Source organism: Zobellella denitrificans (genome assembly GCF_002407485.1).
Classification (GTDB): domain Bacteria; phylum Pseudomonadota; class Gammaproteobacteria; order Enterobacterales; family Aeromonadaceae; genus Oceanimonas; species Oceanimonas denitrificans.
In genome coordinates, this window is the sequence record NZ_CP012621.1 from 1,254,274 (window position 1) to 1,271,464 (window position 17,191).

The window sequence follows — 17,191 nt, forward strand, 5'->3', positions numbered from 1 at the left end:
CACCGGCCAGCCGCGTCAGAGGCATTCGCCCTGTACGCCAACCCTTTCTCTCGTTTTCCGCATCGACGGAGCCTGCTCCGTCCCCCTGATCCAACCCTGTTCCTGTTTCGTCACTGTTTAGTTTTGCCAGGAGGTAAGGCGTTAATGAGTGGTGGCAATCCCTGTCTGACCTGCGGCGCCTGTTGCGCCTTTTTTCGTGTTTCCTTTTATTGGGGAGAAATTCACAGCGAGTTCCAGGTGCCCGAAGACCTGACCGAGCCGGTAAGTCCCAGCCGGCTGGCGATGCGGGGCACCAACCAGCCCGGCCCGCGCTGCGTGGCGCTGGAGGGGGAGGTGGGCGACTGCGTGTCCTGCCGCATCTATCCCAACCGGCCCAGTCCCTGCCGGGAGTTCGAGGCCTTTGATGCGGACGGCGCCTGTAACCGGGCCCGGGCGGCCTACGGGCTGCCTCCCCTGGGCAACAATCCGGTCGCGGCTTAAGGCTCGGAATTCGTTGGTGTTTCGGACATTGTCCGGTAGGCTGAAGGCAATGCCATCAAGGAGTGTGCTTATGGAAATGCTTTCCGCCCTCGAACAAAGGGTGATCGGTTGCCTGATTGAAAAACAGGTTTCCACTCCCGAAGTGTATCCGCTGACCCTCAATTCCCTGGTGAATGCCTGCAACCAGAAGAGCAACCGCGATCCGGTGATGAACCTGGGCGAAAAGGAGGTGCAGTCGGTACTGAACACCCTGATCGCCCGGCGCCTGGTCAACAACGTGGCCGGCTTCAACGCACGGGCTGCCAAGCTCCAGCACCGTTTCTGCAACACCGAGTTCGGTGAGCTGCAGTTCAGCCCCGGTGAACTGGCCATCGTCTGCGAGCTGCTGCTGCGCGGCCCCCAGACCCCGGGAGAGCTGCGCAGCCGCACCCCGCGGCTGCACCAGTTCGACGACGTGACCCAGGTGGAAGCCTGCCTGCAGGCACTTATCGACAAGGGCCCCTTCGTGGTTAAACTGCCGCGCCAGCCCGGCAAGCGGGAGTCCCGCTATGCCCACCTGTTCGGCAATACCGACTACGCCGCGCTCGACGCCGAGCAGGGGCAGGAGCCGGTTGCTCAGGACCGGGAGGCCGAGCTGCAGGCGCGCATCCATGAGCTGGAAGCGGAGGTGCAGCGCCTGCAGGCGCGCATCGCCGAGCTGGAAGGCTAGGCGTCGGAGCGCGGGCGGGCCGCCCGCGCCCCAATTTACTGCCTAAGTTTTAAACTATATGGCGTGCTAGGCCGCCTGCCGGCCTGTCTTTTCCCCGGTGTCCCGCAAGGGGGCCAGCATCTTTTCCATGCCGTTGATCACGTTCAGGTTGGCCTGCTCCATGCCTTGCAGGGCGGCCAGCGCCTGGGGGTACTCCCGGGCGTAATAGTGCCGGATGGCATCCCGGGCAAAGCGGTGCATGGCCTGGTGCGGGGTTTCCAGCGCCCGGTAGTCGGCGTTGCCGGCAAAGAGCGTCTTGCCTTCCCCCTGGTAATACCATTGCCCGAGCCGGCACTGGGTTTCGTCGGGGATCTGTTCGGGCCGGCTGTCGGACTGTTCCATGAACACCCGGTAGACTTCGAGCTTGAGCTGCAGCTCTTCGATATTGGCCAGTTCAACGCCGGACAGACGGGCGGCGTCCACCACGGCGCGCTCCATGTGGTGGGCCAGGCGGTTGAGCCGGGTCATGTCGTCGGCGGCGATGCCGGATTCTTCGGCGCACAGCCTGGCCAGACGGGCGCTTTCGGTCATGGCGGTACGGGTGCTGTGGGTTTCCTGCTGGATGGCGTCCACCAGGCCCGCTATCTCGGTGGTGGCATTGCCGGTACGCTCGGCCAGTTTGCGTACTTCATCGGCCACCACGGCAAAGCCCCGGCCGGCTTCCGCCGCCCGGGCCGCCTCGATGGCGGCATTGAGCGCCAGCAGGTTGGTTTGATCCGCAACTTCGCGGATCAACTGCACGATGCGCCCGATCTGGCCGGCCTGCTGCGACAACCGCTCCACGCCATCGGCGGTGGTGTCGGTGGTGGCGGAGAGGGTGTGCAGATTGTCGGCGATGCCGCCCAGTATGGTCTTGGCCCGCTCCGACTGGCCGGCCGCACTGATGGCGGTGGCCTGCTCCCGATCCAGGTTGCTGGACAGGCTGCCGAAGGAAAAGCACAGACCATCCAGCGACTGGCCGAAGCTGGCCATGCTGCCAAAAACCCCTTGGCTCAGCAGTTGCCGGTCTTCCAGCTCGGCGACCCTTGCTTGCCGTTCGGCCAGCTCCCGTTCCTTGTCGGCCAGCGCCGTTGTCAGTTGCTGCAACTGTTGCCGTTGTTGCTGGCATTGCTGTTCCAGCTCCGCCAGTCGTGCCCTGTTCCGTTTAAAAAGCATGCAATTTCTCCGCTCCGTCCGACGACCTTTGGATGCTAACAAAATAATCATCTCAGATGCATCATTTAGTGCATGCTTTTCCTGCCCGGATCCCGGTTCAGGGCGTTGACAGCTGCTCGGCCAGGCCCTGGGCGCCTTCGGGCAGGCCGACCTGTTGCACCAGCAGCCGGCCCTGCTCGTCCAGTACCGTGATGGCATTGGAGTGGGAAATCTCGCCGTCGGCCTGGCTCAGGTACTGGATATTGAGCGCCATGGCCAGTTCGCGCACGTTGTCATCGGTGCCGCTCAGCAGGGTCCAGTGTTCATCCAGGCCGCGGTGCTCGGCGAAGTGCCGCAATACCTTGGGGGTGTCCCGCCCCGGGGTGAGCGACACCAGCACAAAGCCGAGTTCGGCCTGCTGTGCCGGGGTCAGCACTTTCTGCACCGCCTGCAGGTTGGACACTATCACCGGGCAGGCGGTGGCGCAGTCGGTATAGATAAAGCCCAGCAGTTGTTTCTTGCCGGCCAGCTCCCGCAACTGGAGCCGCTCTCCCCGGCTGTCCTGCCAGGGGGCATCGAGCTGGTAGACGGAGTCGCCGGGCAGGGCTGCCTGGAGGTTAAAGGCGGCCAGCCAGATCAGCAGTAGCCATGGTTTCATCGGTTGTCTCCTGTGCACAACGAAATCCCAGGTTGCCCAGGGTGTAGGGAGCCTTCAGGCTGGAACGAAAGCCGAAACGCATGAAGGCGGCATAATCGGACGGATCGGCGCTGCCGGCGGCACCGGAGCCGCAGAACATGCCCTGATCCAGGCTGCTGTCACCGCGGGATTCGCCGGTGACCAGGGTGGAGTTGAAATCCCGGGTCCATTCCCACACCAGCCCGTGCAGATCCTGCACCTGCCAGTAGTTGGCCGGGCTCTGACCGACCTCGGCCAGGCTGGCGGTGGCCGGGCGGGCATACCAGGACAGGATGCGGCGGCTATAGTCCGGTTCACTGCTGCCGTTGGCGGCCTGCTCCGAGGCCTGGGCGGCGAACTCCCACTCCGCCACCGTGGGCAGCTGCTTGCCCTGGGCCTGGCAGTAGGCGCTGGCCGCAAACCAGGACACATGGGTGACCGGCTGGGCTGCCTGCTCGGGGGAGGGCTGCTCCCCCGGCCAGTGCTTGAGGTAGTTGGGCTCGGCAAAGAGGGCGGGAACCCGCCCTTTTTGCCAGCGGGGATGAGCGGCCACGAAGTCGGCGAACTGCCGGTTGGTGACCGGGGTGACATCCAGCCGGAACGGCGCCACCCGGGTAAGCGGGCTGTCCTTGCTGAGATACAGTGGCCGAATCTCCCCACCGGGCAGGACGGCCATCTGCAGCGCCGCTAGAGCAATCAGCAGCGCGGGGTTCATCAGTGGGCGCTCCCTTCCATTACGATGGGCTTGCCTTCCTCGCGGCGCTTGGCCACCTGCTCGGGGGTGATCTCGCCGCCCTTGTTGTCCCAGCTGTTGAGCACGTAGGTCAGCACGTTGGCCACGTCTTCGTCGGACAGGCGCATGGCGGGCATGATGCTGTCGAAGGCCTGGCCGTTGACCTTGATCGGGCCCTTGAGGCCGTGCAGCACCACGTCGATGGCGCGGGTCGGGTCTTCATTGAGGAAGTCGGAGGCGGCGACCGGCGGGAAGGCGCCGGGGATGCCTTCGCCGCTGCCCTGGTGGCAGGCCTGGCAGTTGGCCTCATAGGCGCGCTTGCCGTACATCATCCGCTCTTCCTTGTTCTTGGCGGTGACCTTGGGATGGCCGTTGGGCATCACCTGCACCGCCGAGCCCTCGGGCAGGTAGACGTTGTCGGCTACCTTGCCGGAGTAGACAATCTTGTCCTCGTCGCCCTCCACCGCCATCATGCCGAGCGCGCCCTTGTTGAAGGCGCGGAAGATGGAGTGATCCACCAGGATGAAGTTGCCGGGCACGTCCAGCTTGAATTCCACGGTGGCGGCACCGCCGGCGGGGACCAGGGTGGTCTGCACGTTGTGGTTGACCAGGTCGCCGCCTTCCACATAGACCTTGTCGAAGATTTCGCCGATGACGTGGAAGGACGACACCAGGTTGGGGCCGCCGTTGCCGACAAAGAGCCGCACCGTTTCGCCCACGTTGGCGGTGAGCGCCTTGTCGCCGTTGAGCGCGCCCACGGCGCCGTTGAACACCACGTAGTCCGCCTGCTCCTTGATCGCCTTGTCCATGTCGAAGGGCTGCAGGCCCTGCTCGCCATAGGCACCCTTGGTGTAGAAGTCGCCCTGCATCACGTAGTATTCCCGATCTACCGGCGGCAACCCTTCCTTCGGCTCCACCAGGATCAGGCCGTACATGCCGTTGGCCACGTGCATGCCCACCGGGGCGGTGGCGCAATGGTAGACATAGAGGCCGGGGTTGAGCGCCTTGAAGTTGAACACCGAGGTGTGGCCGGGAGCGGTGAAGGAGGCCGCCGCGCCGCCGCCGGGGCCGGTGACCGCGTGCAGGTCGATGTTGTGGGGCATCTTGGAGTCGGGGTGGTTGGAGAGATGGAACTCGACTTCATCCCCCTCGCGCACCCGCAGGAACTGGCCCGGCACCGAGCCACCGAAGGTCCAGAACATGTACTCCACCCCGTCGGCGATTTCCATCACCTTTTCCACCGTTTCCATCTTCACCACCACCTTGGCGGCATGATCCCGGGTGATGGGGGGCGGCACCAGGGGCGGCGAGGTCAGAACGGCTTCTTCCACCGGCAGGGTATTGGCCTGTACGGACAAGGCGAAGGTCATGCTGATGGCGGCGACAAGCTTACTCAGTTTCATGGGATGCTCCCTGCGCTTTGGCGCTTATTGTTGGTTGAACTTAATCTGTATTTCATATGTAAGTTTGTTCCTGGCATTGTCAAACAGGGCTGATTTGGATCAACAAATGCCCTTGTACCTCCCAGGAGGGAGGCGGCGGTGTGCAAAATATCGACATGGCGCACAGTTTTGGCGGACAAAGGCATGGTTTTTTCCTGCTCCTTTGTCATGCCGACAAGGTTTCGTTTGGACTTTGTCGGCAGGGCAGGCGTCAGGAGCTGGCCCTGGCGAGCAAGTGACCACTGTTGTTGGCGGCCATTCGCTCCTAGAATCCGCCAAGGCGTTCCCGTTGGGGGAGCGTTATCCGGTTACAGAAGGAGTGAAGGATGAAGAAAGCCAGCATGATCACCGCGGCCTGCACCCTGTGGGCCTTGTCCGGCGCCCTCTACGCCCAGGAGGCCCCCCCGGTGGAGGAAACGCCGGTAGAGGAAACCCTGGTAGAGGAAACGCCGGTAGAAGAAAACCTGACAGAGGAAACGCCGGTAGAGGAAAACCTGGCAGAGGAAACGCCGGTAGAGGAAAACCTGGCGGAAGAGCCGGCGCCCGAGCAAACGGAAGAAGTAACCGAAGGCGCCGTGATCAGCGCGGCCAGCGCCGAGACCCTGCAGCGGGTATACGACAAGCTGACCATCAAGGTGGAAGAAGGCGAAGCGTCCGAGCGGGCCCTGGAGGCCATAGCGCACGCCCAGCAGGTCAGCCAGCACGGTGCCATCACCTCCGCAGCGGCCAAGGCGAAGGAGCCGGGCCAGGGCAACGGCATCGCTGCCCAGGGTGAAAGCCGCTCCTCCATGGGGGCAGCCAGCAGTGGCGGCCGAGGCGGCAATGGCGGCGGCAATGGCGGTGGCAATGGCGGCGGCAACGGCGGCGGTAACGGCGGTGGCAACGGCGGCGGTAAAGGGGGTGGCAACGGCCGGGGGTGAGCCTCGGACACCAGGCCCTCTTTTCATCCTCTGAGCAAACTGTCAGAATAGGCGTCTCTTGGGGGAGTAATCGTTCGGCAACCGCCGAAACCACTGTCAACAATCTCTGAGCCAAAGGCTTATGGCAGTGGTGTCCTGATGGATTGATGAGACCTGAGACAGCGTGACTTGCCGGGCGGGAAGTCACGATGTCTCCGGTATCCATGATCCCGCCCTGAAGAGCGCCTATGAAACACAACACACCCTTCTGCTGCCTTGTCACCCCGGCCCAAGGGGGAACTTGCTTATGCTGATGTCCTTGGTCGCCATTGTGCTGGGCCTGGCCGTGCTGGTCTGGAGTGCCGACCGTTTTGTGGACGGAGCCTCGGCCACCGCCCGGTACGCCGGCATGCCCCCCCTGCTCATCGGCATGGTGATTGTCGGCTTCGGCACCTCGGCGCCGGAGATAGTGGTGTCTATCATTTCAGCCATGGAAGGAAACCCCGGACTGGCCCTGGGCAACGCCTATGGCTCCAATATCGCCAATATCGGCCTTATCCTGGGCCTGACCGCCCTGATAAGCCCCATCGCCGTGCATTCCCAGGTGTTGCGCAAGGAACTGCCGATCCTGCTGCTGATCACCCTGCTGTCTCTTTCCCTGTTGTGGAACGGCTGGCTGGCCCGCACCGATGCCCTGGTGCTGCTCGGTGTCTTCGTGCTGCTGATGGGCTGGAGCATCTGGCAGGGACTGAAGGACGGTGCCGACGCCATGGCGGCGGACGAAACCAGGGAGCTGGACGACAACCAAATGACCCTCAAGCAGGCGTTGTTCTGGCTGGTGGCCGGCCTGGTGCTGCTGATCATCAGCTCGCGCATCCTGGTGTGGGGCGCGGTCAACGTGGCCCAGGCCTTCGGGGTGAGCGATCTTATCATCGGCCTGACCATAGTGGCGGTGGGCACCTCGCTGCCGGAGCTGGCGTCTTCCATCGCCGCCATCCGCAAGAACGAGCATGATCTGGCCATCGGCAACGTGATCGGCTCCAACCTGTTCAATACCCTGGCGGTGGTCGGCCTGGCCGGCATCATCCATCCGCTGGAGGTGGCGGCCGAGGTGATCAGCCGCGACTTTATGGTGATGGGTGCCCTGACCCTGTCGCTGTTCGTGCTGGGCTACGGGTTCAGCGGCCGCCAGGGCCGCATCAACCGGGTGGAAGGCGGCCTGCTGTTGGCTGCCTATATCGGCTACACCAGCTGGCTGGCGCTGGGCGTGCTTGGCGCCGCCTGATCCTGGCGAGCCGGCGGCCTGGCCGCGTGGTGGGAGCATGGATGTTTTTTCATCCGTGCTCCGGACGTTGGCACAGCCTGTCACTGTTATTCAAAGGGAGGAAATCATGGCCATTAGCGAACAGGATAAACGGCACCTGCGCCGTTGCGTGGAGCTGGCGGCACAGGCGCTGGCGGTGGGGGATCAGCCGTTCGGCTCCGTGCTGGTGGGGGCGGATGGCGCCGTATTGGCGGAGGATCGCAACCGCATCCACAGCCGCGAGCCCACCTGGCACCCGGAAATCGCCCTGGCGCGCTGGGCCGCCGAACACCTCACCGAGCAGGAGCGGGCCGCCGCCATTCTCTATACCTCGGGCGAGCACTGTCCCATGTGCTCCGCCGCCCACGCCTGGGCGGGGCTGGGGCGCATCGTTTACGCTTGCTCGGCCGAGCAGTTCGGCCAGTGGTGCCAGGAGTGGGGCCTGCCACCGTCCCCGGTGACGCCCCTGTCCATCCAGCAGGTGGCGCCGAACATAGCCGTGGACGGCCCCGAGCCCGAGCTGGCGGCACAGCTGCGCGAGCTGTACCGGCGTTGTTTTGGCATTGAGAGCAAGGACTAAATAACTGATCCTAATAGTGCTACATCGACCGGGCCCCGCACGCAGACACGCCGTGAACCCATCCCTGGGGGCTCCGCCGCGCCATCCCTGGCGCGGAGGGTCTGCTTAGCGGAACCCGGTCGTTGCCGACAGTGATCTACTATTCGGAACAGCTATTTAGGCTCCGCTTCCGCTTGAGTTATCCCATGTCGCCCCCGCGAAGGTGGGGGCCCATTCTTTTCACCCCTTCAGCACACTGAACTCCCGGAACAGTCTCACCGGCAGTTGGTGTTCCAGCTGCCAGGTGATGTTCATCGGCTTGCTGCCATGGGAGCGAACGAAGCGCACCGGGCCGCAGGCGCGGTAGGAGGCATTCTTGTCGATGCGTACAAACAGCTGGAAGTGCCAGCCATTGTGCCCGCTGTCGATATAGCGGCGACCGGCCGGGGTGTGGGGACCGGCGCTGTTTTGGGATTGCCAGTGGAACAGGCTCTGGCTGATGGCGTAATCGTGATAGGCCACGCCCTCGTGCAGGGCAGTACTTTTATCCAGGGTGACGAACAACAGTTCGGTTTTACGCTCTTTCAGTGTCAGTACCCCAGCCTGAAACGGGGTGCGTGTTTCCGCGGTCAAAAAGCCCACGGCGGTGAGGATCTCCCGGCTGTGATAAGCCGCATGCAGCTTAAGCGGGGTATGCTCCAGTCCGGGCAGCGGCGGGTATTGATGCTGGGTTCTGGCATCCAGGTAGCGGCTGAGCTGGGCCAACTCGTCGCACACCGCCGGGGCCTGGGCCAGCCGCTCGAGAAAAGCCTGGGCCGAGCTGGTCTGGCTTTGTTGGCCATCGATTTGATAGGCCAGCATCTGCAGCCGCTGCCGTTGTTGCTCATCGTCGATGACGTATCGGGCCCGCTGCTCGGCTACCTGGCCGAGCAGCTGTAGTTGTTCCGGATCGTCCAGGTGCAACAGACTGCCCAGGCGACGGCTGAAGTAACGCTCCTCGGGGGCGGCTTCTCCCGGTAATAAACCCGCATCCCGTTGCAGGTTGGTCCAGCCGCTGTTGCTGCCGCCACGATAGATATCGTCCAGCTCCAGTTGCTGCTCGTGCAGAAAATCCCCAAGCGTAACCCGGCGGTTTCCCGTCAGGCTGACGTAGGCGTGCAGCTCTTGCTGCAGGCGGCGCCAGCTCTGGTTCAGCGCCCGTTTCAGGCTGCTCAGAATATGTTCCCGGACCTGTTTTTGCAGCTGGAGATGGCAACCACTGGGCAGGCGGCCAAAGCCGTTTTCTATGCAGTCGACCACCTCGCGGCGCGACAGGCCGGTAATGGCGCCGTAGAGCAGATCGAAACGGAACCCCTCTTTATGCTGGCCGACAAAATCCAGGATCAGACAGCTTTCCTTGCCTTCGAACAGGCGCAGTCCCCGGCCTATCTGCTGTTGGAACAGGGTAGCGCTTTGGGTGGGCCGCAACAACAGCAAGGTGTCGACAAAGGGCAGGTCGACCCCTTCGTTATAGAGGTCGACCGTCACCAGGGCGTGGATCTCGCCACGCTCCAGTTGCCTGGGCAGATCCCGTCGCTCTTGGGCGGAGCTTTTCCCGCTGATCACCCGGGCGAGGATACCGGCCTGCGCAAACTGCTCCGCCATAAATTCGGCATGGGTGATGCTCACGCAGAACACCAGGGTTTTACCCCGGCGGGGATCGTCCACCAGCTGTTGCCAGGCGCGGATCACGGCGGCGGCGCGCACCTGGTTGCCGGTCAGCAGCGTATCCAGGGCCTTGAGTTCGTTGGCCTGTTGCCAGGGAATATCCCGATAGTCGGTATCATCGTCGCAGGCGTAATATTCAAAGGGCGCCAGCAGTTGCAGATCCAGCGCCTGCCACAGGCGCAGCTGCGCCGCCGGCGAGCCATCCGGTCGGTTATCGAAATGGCGCAGGATATTCTTGCCGTCGGCCCGCTCCGGGGTGGCGGTAAGGCCCAGCAGGCAAGCCGGCTTTAGGGTAGAAAGCAGAGTGTCGAAGCGGTTGGCCTCGATATGGTGGCATTCGTCGACGATCACCATCTGCCAGTAAGCGGCGCTCTGCGGTGTGACCAGCTTGCGGGTATTGAGGCTCTGGATGGTGGCAAACAGATGCTGATCCTGCGTCGGCTGGTGCTCGCCGGTAAAGAGGTCGCCGAACTCCGGCTCGCGCAACACCAGACGAAAGGTGCGCAGGGCCTGCAGCAGCAATTCTTTGCGGTGGGCGATAAACAACAGCCGTGGCAGACCGCCCTGCTTGCGGGCCAGGCGATGGTAATCGAACGCCGCCATTACGGTTTTGCCGGTGCCGGTGGCGGCCACCAGCAGGTTGCGTGTGCGGCCATGTTGCCGTTCGTTATCCAGTTGCTCCAGGATATCCAGCTGAAAGGGTTTGGGCTGGATATCGAAGAAGGTGGGGGTGGCGATCAGATCCCGGCCTGATTCCCGTTTCAGCGCTTTGGCCAGCTCAGCACGGTGCGTCGGATCGTCCGGGTTATAGGGTTGGAACTCGCCGTCTTCCCACAGGGTTTCAAAATTTGCCTGCGCCCGTTGAAAGAGCAGGTTCTGGCCTTTTTCGGTGAACTTGACCGTCCATTCCAGCCCACCCATTAGGGCGGCGCCGGAGAGGTTGGCGCTGCCCACATAGGCGGAGCCGAAACCGGTGTCCCGCTCGAAGATCCAGGCCTTGGCGTGCAGCCGGGTGCGGCGGCCGTCGAGCGACACCCGGACGTCGCAGTGAGGCAGTCGGGCCAGCATGTCCAGCGCCTTTTGCTCGGTCGCACCCACATAGGTGGTGGTCAGTACCCGGATCCGGGCCTGGCTGGCGCCCCCGGCATCGGTGCTGGTGATCCGTTTGAGCACCTCGATGATTTTGCGCACCCCGGACACGGTGATAAAGCTCACCAGAATATCCACGCTGTTGCAGGAGGCCAGTTCGGCGGTCAGCTCATGCAGCAGGGCGGGGGAGCCCTTGCCGGCGGTAAACAACCAGGGCTGGGCCAGGCCGATGGCTGGCAGCTCCGGCTTTCTCTGGGCTGGATAAAGCGAGCGCAGCACCCGGGGCGGCGTACACAGCAGATCGGGCGCTTCGTTCTGGTTCAGGCGCTGACGGGAGTATTGCAGGATATCGTTGATAAGCTCGGCCTGCGCTGTCACCTTGGCCTCTTTGTCACCAGCGACGCCAGCCAGCAACTGTGACAGCTGCTCGGCCAGGGCAGCGGCCAGGCGTTCGTGGCTGACCGCCGGGTTCAGCGCTTCGGGCTCGGCACAGAGCCCGGAGCGCTCCAGTGCTGCCTCTGTCCCTTGGGTGGTCAGCAGATCGTAGAGTCCCTGTGCCAGAGGTGTTTTCATCCTGTCCCTTATTATTCTGCGACCACTGCCCTGAGCCGGGCAAAGGGTTTCATATCAAAGGTGGCGGCCAGGTCCTCATAAGCCGGGTTGGTGGCATGCAGCCGATAACTGCCGTCCGGATTTTTCTTTACTACCCGCAACAGGTACTGGTTATCGCCGGACTCATCCTGCCGCTCTATGGCTAGGGTCTGGCCGCTGATGCTGCCTGCTGTTTCCGGAGTGATCCATTCCAGCAACAGCAGATCGCCGTCCTGCACCGGCTGCTTGCCGCCGTTCATGGAGTGACCACTGGCCCGGGCCAGAAAGTGGCGACTAGGATCGAGCCGTCCGTAATGGTCTGGCATCGGCACCATCTCGGCGTGGTCATCGCTGCCGCCCTTGAAATGGCCACAAGCAATTTTCAGATCGGGAAAACAGGGTAACTCGAGCACCTCGGCGACCGGCGTGCCAGCGCTGTCGGTCACTGACTGTTTCGCTTTCGCAAGCTGCGGTGCCTTGCGCCGGCGGTATTCGGCCAGGCGCAGATCAACCAGTTCCTGCATCATCTGGTGCAGGGTCTCCAGTTCCTCAACGGGCAGGGCAAAACGGGGGCAGAAGCGGTCGTCTTTCAGCTCGAACCAGTAATCGGCTTGCGAGCCAGGGGTGCCGCCGGTGCTGAACCTGACAGGGTTGCCTTGCCAGTAGCGCAACCAGGCGCTGGAGTCGGCGGTCATGGCCTGCTGGGCGGGTGGTAGATCGAGTTGCAGCAGATCGGGATGGCGTTCCAGCACATAGCGGGATTGTTCGGCCAGTGCCGCCAGGGTAGGCGGCTGGCGCAGACCGTCCAGTTCCAGCAGGGCCTGCAGCAATATCACCTTGAAGCTCTTGGTCAGGGTGGTGGTTTCAATGCCGGTCCGCAGAAAGTCCCGCAATTCGGCCAGCACCCGGCCGGCCGCTTCCGACAGCTCGCCTTCGTCGTGCAGCAGTTCGAACCAGCTGCCATGCTGCCGACGCAACTTGGCAAAATCCAGCCCGGCCTGGAAGGCCTGCACGGCGGAAGGACGATATCCCAGCTCCTCCTTCAGGGCCCGGTAGTCGTCCACTATCTTCAGTCGATGGCCCCGACGCAGTTGCTCCAGCAAGGGGAGCAGCGCCGGATCCAGGTTGATATGACAGCCGTCGGGCAGCTCGGGCCGCTGACCGGCGCGGATGGCGCGGCCGTCGTCTTCCAACAACTGTTGCAACAGATAGGGTTTGAACAGGCAGGCCCTATGGTTGCCCACCAGATCGACCACCATCAGTTGCTGTTTGCCCGGGTGCAGGCGCAGGCCGCGACCCAGTTGCTGCAAAAAGACGATGCGCGACTCGGTGGGCCTCAACATCAGCAGGGTGTCGATGGCGGGCAGATCGGTGCCTTCGTTGAACAGATCCACCGAGAAGATCACCTGCAAGGTGCCGCTTTCAAGCTCGCGCAGGGCCTGGTTGCGCGGCATTTCGGAGCGGGAATGGATGGCAACGGCGCGGACACCGGCCTCGATGAATTCCTTGGCCATAAAGTCGGCATGGGCGCGGGAAATGCAAAACGCCAGGGTGCGTTGCTGGGCATGGGCGCGCCAGTGCCTGAGGGCGTGCTGCGCTCGCCGGTGGCTGGCAAAGGCATGCTCCAGCGCGGCGGGATCGAAACGGCCGTTGCGCCAGGGGATGTGAGCATAATCAATGTGCTCGTCGAGGATCCCCTGATAGATAAAGGGCGCCAGCTGACGGGCCTGGATGGCATCGCGTAAGCCCCGTTCGAACACTAGGTTGTCGTCGCACAATGCCAGGATATCGGCTTGGTCGGTGCGATCCGGCGTGGCGGTCAGGCCCAGCAAAAAGCGGGGGCGAAAGTGATTCAGCAGGCGGCGATAGCCAGTGGCGGCGGCATGGTGAAATTCGTCGACGATGATGTAGTCGAAGTGATCTGGCGCGAAATTGCGCAAGTGTTCGGCCCTGCCCAGGGTTTGCACCGAGGCGAACAACCAGTCGGCCTGCTCCTGCCGTTTGCCATTGTAGATCCCGGTGTGGGCTTCGGGGCGCAGCCGGATAAAGGTCTGCTGGGCCTGCTCGATGATCTCGTCCCGGTGTGCCACAAACAGCAGCCGACGGGCCTGTAACTGGCGGGCATCGAACGCCGCCAGCCAGGTTTTGCCCAGGCCGGTGGCCATCACTACCAGGCCGCGCTTGAAACCCTGACTGCGGCTGTCCTGCAGTGCTACCAGTACCTCCTGTTGCACGTTGTTGGGAATGGGTGTTTCGCGCAGGGTGTCGGCATCGCTATCGGCGTCGCCGCTGAGCGCGCGCAATCCGGTCAGCGGACTATGCCGGTAGCGTTCGATATAGCCGTCTATCCAATCGTGGCTGAGAGTCGTTACCCGGTGGTCCCGTGCCAGTTGCTCCATCTGTTCGGCCAGTTCCAGCAGGCTACGGGCCGACTCGCCGGTTGCTTCGTCATCCACCCTGAGCGACCAGTTCCATTCCAGGGATTCGGTCAGTGCTGCCCGGGATATATTGCTGGAGCCCACAAAAGCGTGGCCCTTGAGCCGGTGGCCTGCCCGCTGATGAATACAGAGATAGGATTTGAGATGAAACCCCGGGTTGCCCGCGCTCTCGTAGATCAGCACCTCGGCGCCCCGTTCCGCCAGCAGCATCAGCCGGCGCAGGGCCACCGGCTCGGTGACGTCCAGGTAATCGGAGGTGACGATGCGCAGCCTTACCCCCCGCTCTCGAGCGTCGCTCAGGGCCGGCTGCAGCAATTCGAGGCCGCTCAGGCGGATAAAGGATACGCAGATATCGATACGGCCTACGGCGCCAGTAGCGTTGATGGCATCGAGCAGGGGAGCGAGCAGCGGCTGCTGGAAGCTGATATCGCCGCTGCTGCCGCCGGGGATCAGGCGCAAGGCGGTCATGACGGCTCCTTGACCAGCAGGGCGTTGAGCCAGCGCTCCTGCTCCCGGCCCGAACGCAGATCGCCGGTTTGCCACAGTGCTTCAAGGCGTAACGGCAAGCCCGTCAGCAACCGGACCAAGCCGGTTTCGGTCATATTGGTGAAGGTGCGGCCGTCGCGGCGGATTTCGCCGTCGCCGTACTTGAAGGAGCAGTAAAACACCCCGTCGGGCTGCAACAGGTTGGTCAGGTGGGCCATGACGCCGGGCAATTTCGCCAGCGGTACATGCAGCAGGGAGGCACAGGCCCAGATGGCATCAAACCGGGATGGGCCGGTAAACTCCTCGAAACGGCATACCACGACTGGCAGACCGGTCAGTTGCCGTGCCAGATCGGCCAAGGCGGGGCTGGCATCAAAGGCTTCCACTGCAAAGCCCTGGTGAAGGAAATAGCGGGCATCCCGGCCCGAGCCGCATCCTGCGTCGAGGATCCGGCCGCCCTTGGCGACATGGGGCAGAAAACAGCCATAGAGGGATGCCATATCGACGGAAACCGTATCCCGGTAGAAGCTGAGGGCGTTTTGCTGATAAAAATCCACTGGCCGGCACTAATAGTAAAATCAATGATGGTTCAGTACCTTACCAGAGTTCTGGCGAAGGCACAGCTCTTGGCTGCCGGCGTGGAGTTGGTAGCCCAACTGCTCTGCTCGGATAAGGGCTACAAACCGCCATATCTGTTTCGGATAATTCGAATAATTGACATGTTTGCGAAAATTTCGAATAATTCGGGTTAGTTCAACCGGATGGAAATAGTCTCATGAGCCGTTTACAAGATACCTTGCCGACCCAGGAAGAAGCCAGTCTGGCCAAGCTCTGTAGCCAGGAGCTATCCGCGATTCTGGAAACCAGGGCGGATACCCAGACCCTGGCGGTTACCGATCAGAAGGGAGAAGTACACAGGGTCAAGATCCCGGTCAGCGCCCTGCGCCTGCTGGTCGATGTACTGACCGAATTGGGAGAAGGGAATAGTGTCAAATTAGTCCCTATTCATGCCGAATTGACCAGCCAGGAAGCGGCGGATCTGCTGAATGTGTCGCGGCCAACTCTTATTCGCTTGCTCGACGAGGGCGCCATTCCCTTCCATCGCACGGGAAATCGCCGCAAGGTGAAGTTTGCCGATCTGCGTGCCTATCAGCAGCAGCTTGAGCAGAAGCGATTGGCGAGCCTGTCCGAGCTGTCCGAGCTGGATCAGGCATTGGGGATGGGATACGAATGAGCTCGAACTATACGGTCATCTACGATGCCTGTGTGATGTATCCGGCTCCCCTGAGGAGCTTGTTGATGTACCTGGCGCTTTCCGGCCAGTTTCGGGCTCGCTGGTCGAATGATATCCACCGGGAATGGATGCGTAACCTGCTCAAAAATCGTCCTGAACTCGATGAGTCAAAGGTCGAGAGAGTGCGTGAACTGATGGATAGTCATGTACCAGGTGCCTTGGTCACCGGCTATGAGCGGCTTATTCCGGGCATTGTGCTGCCCGACCCGGATGATCGCCATGTGGTGGCCGCTGCGATTCAGACTCAGGCCGAGTCGATTATCACCTTCAATTTGAAGGATTTTCCCGACGACATACTGGCTCCGTTTAATATAAGAGCGATCCACCCGGATGACTTTATATTAACCCGGCGGCAAAATACATCGATTATGCCGCATAAGCGATGTGCTCCGATCGGAAGTAACTTTTCACCCGCTCCGACCTGCGCTGCAACTTCCGCATAGAGGAGCGGGTTCGCTTCTTGAGCTCTTCCACACTGCGAATCGCCGGCCCACTGTGCACCATGCCTTTCAGGTCACCATTGAGATACTCATCCGGATTCAGTTCCGGTGAGTAGGCGGGCAGGAAAAAGACCTCCAGAAAACGCTTTACCGTCCCTTTTTCCAGCCAGCGTTTGACCTTTTTGGCATGATGAACCCGCAGGTTATCCAGGATCAGAAATACTTTTCCCGGGGTGGAGGCAATCAGCCCGCGCATGAACTTGATCAACACGTCTGCCGTCATGGTGGATTCATACAGCATGAAGCGGACCGTACCTTGGTTGGTGATGGCCGACACCATGTTCAGGGAAACCCGCTTGGCCGGCAGGGCTTGTACCGGCGTCTTGCCAACCGGGGCATAGCTGCGCCCATGTTGGACCGTGTTCTTGATGCCGGTTTCGTCGCCCCAGAAGATCTGGGCCTTTTCAGTCTTGGCACGGGCCTTGATACGTGGATACTCCTCGTTCAGCCAGGCTTCGACACGAGCCGGGCTCTGCTCCCATGCCTTTTTCAAGGGCTTCTGGGGTGTAAATCCCCAGCGCTTGAGGTAGTCCCCCATGGTGCGAACCGGAATGTGGATGCCCCAAAATTGCTTGATCAGTTCAGCAATGGAGCGCCGGGTCCACAGGGCAAACCCCAGCTTGTACTGATCGGGCATATGGTCGCGGATAGCCTCGATCACCTTCTGCTGTTGCACGGCGTTCAGGCGGCCGGGCTTGTTTTTTGGACCCCGTTTCTGGACGGCGAGAGCCGCTTTGCCGCCGGCCTCGTAGCGCTTGAACCAACGGCCCACGGTATCCGGATGAACATTCAGTAATCGGCCGATCTCGCGGAAGGTCTTATTTTCCAGTCGAAGTCGGATGGCCTGCTGCCTCAGCAGCTCTTGTTGCTCGGTGGTGAGCTTGCGTGCATCTGTTTTCATTCGCACAGTATATCAGATCTAAACTGCCGCCTGGTTAATAACGGATCTGATGGAGCTGAATATCAGCGTCGTATTGGAAGCTGCCCGTCGGCAACGGGCGGCGTTGAAAAGTCCGCCGCTGAACGCGGGTGAATACCTTGACTGCCTGTTAAAGCAGCGGCTTCCGGAGACGGTGTCCAGATTGAGGCCGTTTGAACTCTTGATCTGAATG

At 62.0% G+C, this 17,191-nt stretch carries 17 protein-coding genes; 9 read left to right on the plus strand and 8 right to left on the minus strand.

The features are described from left to right. Positions 1–144 precede the first annotated feature (144 nt). Together AN401_RS06010 and AN401_RS06015 are read left to right on the plus strand one after the other, a co-directional pair. The gene (locus AN401_RS06010; protein WP_094039005.1) at positions 145–480 is read left to right on the plus strand and encodes a YkgJ family cysteine cluster protein; all 336 of its coding nucleotides are present in this window, start codon (positions 145–147) and stop codon (positions 478–480) included. Positions 481–550: 70 nt separating this feature from the next. Next, the gene (locus AN401_RS06015) at positions 551–1,189 is read left to right on the plus strand and encodes a YceH family protein (protein ID WP_094039004.1); all 639 of its coding nucleotides are present in this window, start codon (positions 551–553) and stop codon (positions 1,187–1,189) included. A gap of 66 nt (positions 1,190–1,255) precedes the next feature. Here AN401_RS06015 and AN401_RS20265 read toward each other — a convergent pair whose 3' ends face one another. From AN401_RS20265 to nirK, 4 genes are all read right to left on the minus strand, one after another. Then, positions 1,256–2,383 carry a methyl-accepting chemotaxis protein gene (locus tag AN401_RS20265; protein ID WP_096778802.1) on the minus strand — a complete coding sequence of 376 codons (1,128 nt, stop codon included), beginning with the start codon at positions 2,381–2,383 and terminating at the stop codon, positions 1,256–1,258. Positions 2,384–2,480: 97 nt separating this feature from the next. After that, on the minus strand, positions 2,481–3,020 hold the full coding sequence (locus AN401_RS06025) for an SCO family protein (RefSeq protein ID WP_096778803.1): 540 nt from the start codon (positions 3,018–3,020) through the stop codon (positions 2,481–2,483). After that, positions 2,980–3,753, minus strand: a complete 774-nt coding sequence (locus AN401_RS06030) for a formylglycine-generating enzyme family protein (protein ID WP_096778804.1) — start codon at positions 3,751–3,753, stop codon at positions 2,980–2,982. The genes AN401_RS06025 and AN401_RS06030 overlap by 41 nt, the downstream gene beginning before the upstream one ends. After that, positions 3,753–5,174 carry a copper-containing nitrite reductase gene (gene nirK / locus AN401_RS06035; protein WP_094039000.1) on the minus strand — a complete coding sequence of 474 codons (1,422 nt, stop codon included), beginning with the start codon at positions 5,172–5,174 and terminating at the stop codon, positions 3,753–3,755. The genes AN401_RS06030 and nirK overlap by 1 nt, the downstream gene beginning before the upstream one ends. Before the next feature lie 140 nt (positions 5,175–5,314). Between nirK and AN401_RS19685 the strand changes: the two genes are divergently transcribed. The 4 genes from AN401_RS19685 (at position 5,315) to AN401_RS06050 (ending at position 7,995) form a co-directional block, all read left to right on the plus strand. Continuing rightward, positions 5,315–5,452: a hypothetical protein gene (locus tag AN401_RS19685; protein WP_157772159.1), complete on the plus strand. Its 138-nt coding sequence runs from the start codon at positions 5,315–5,317 to the stop codon at positions 5,450–5,452. Between the two features lie 87 nt (positions 5,453–5,539). Further along, positions 5,540–6,133 carry a hypothetical protein gene (locus AN401_RS06040; protein ID WP_096778805.1) on the plus strand — a complete coding sequence of 198 codons (594 nt, stop codon included), beginning with the start codon at positions 5,540–5,542 and terminating at the stop codon, positions 6,131–6,133. A 286-nt stretch (positions 6,134–6,419) separates the two neighbouring features. Beyond that, positions 6,420–7,397, plus strand: a complete 978-nt coding sequence (locus tag AN401_RS06045; RefSeq protein WP_096778806.1) for a calcium/sodium antiporter — start codon at positions 6,420–6,422, stop codon at positions 7,395–7,397. 106 nt (positions 7,398–7,503) lie between these two features. Further along, positions 7,504–7,995, plus strand: a complete 492-nt coding sequence (locus AN401_RS06050; protein ID WP_096778807.1) for a nucleoside deaminase — start codon at positions 7,504–7,506, stop codon at positions 7,993–7,995. 219 nt (positions 7,996–8,214) lie between these two features. Here the strand turns inward: AN401_RS06050 and AN401_RS06055 are convergent, their stop codons facing one another. Genes AN401_RS06055 through AN401_RS06065 form a run of 3 tightly spaced genes read right to left on the minus strand, consistent with a single transcriptional unit; the run spans position 8,215 to position 14,785 of the window. Continuing rightward, complete coding sequence (locus tag AN401_RS06055; RefSeq protein WP_096778808.1) at positions 8,215–11,343, minus strand: DUF3427 domain-containing protein; 3,129 nt, start codon at positions 11,341–11,343, stop codon at positions 8,215–8,217. Between the two features lie 11 nt (positions 11,344–11,354). Then, positions 11,355–14,267 carry a DEAD/DEAH box helicase family protein gene (locus tag AN401_RS06060; protein WP_096778809.1) on the minus strand — a complete coding sequence of 971 codons (2,913 nt, stop codon included), beginning with the start codon at positions 14,265–14,267 and terminating at the stop codon, positions 11,355–11,357. Then, positions 14,264–14,785: a class I SAM-dependent methyltransferase gene (locus AN401_RS06065; protein ID WP_096780310.1), complete on the minus strand. Its 522-nt coding sequence runs from the start codon at positions 14,783–14,785 to the stop codon at positions 14,264–14,266. Before AN401_RS06065 ends, AN401_RS06060 begins: the two co-directional genes overlap by 4 nt. 275 nt (positions 14,786–15,060) lie before the next feature. Between AN401_RS06065 and AN401_RS06070 the strand changes: the two genes are divergently transcribed. Both AN401_RS06070 and AN401_RS06075 read left to right on the plus strand, forming a co-directional pair. Continuing rightward, a complete protein-coding gene (locus AN401_RS06070) occupies positions 15,061–15,519 on the plus strand; it encodes a helix-turn-helix domain-containing protein (protein ID WP_096778810.1) in 459 nt (152 codons plus the stop codon). Then, positions 15,516–16,022, plus strand: coding sequence for a PIN domain-containing protein (locus tag AN401_RS06075; RefSeq protein ID WP_096778811.1), 507 nt, complete (start codon positions 15,516–15,518; stop codon positions 16,020–16,022). Before AN401_RS06070 ends, AN401_RS06075 begins: the two co-directional genes overlap by 4 nt. On the opposite strand, the gene AN401_RS06080 is transcribed toward AN401_RS06075, so the two are convergent. Further along, the gene (locus AN401_RS06080) at positions 15,946–16,980 is read right to left on the minus strand and encodes an IS630 family transposase (RefSeq protein ID WP_094039961.1); all 1,035 of its coding nucleotides are present in this window, start codon (positions 16,978–16,980) and stop codon (positions 15,946–15,948) included. The genes AN401_RS06075 and AN401_RS06080 overlap by 77 nt on opposite strands. 49 nt (positions 16,981–17,029) lie before the next feature. On the opposite strand from AN401_RS06080, the gene AN401_RS19690 reads away from it, so the two are divergent. Further along, a complete protein-coding gene (locus AN401_RS19690) occupies positions 17,030–17,188 on the plus strand; it encodes a hypothetical protein (RefSeq protein ID WP_157772161.1) in 159 nt (52 codons plus the stop codon). Positions 17,189–17,191: the final 3 nt, after the last annotated feature.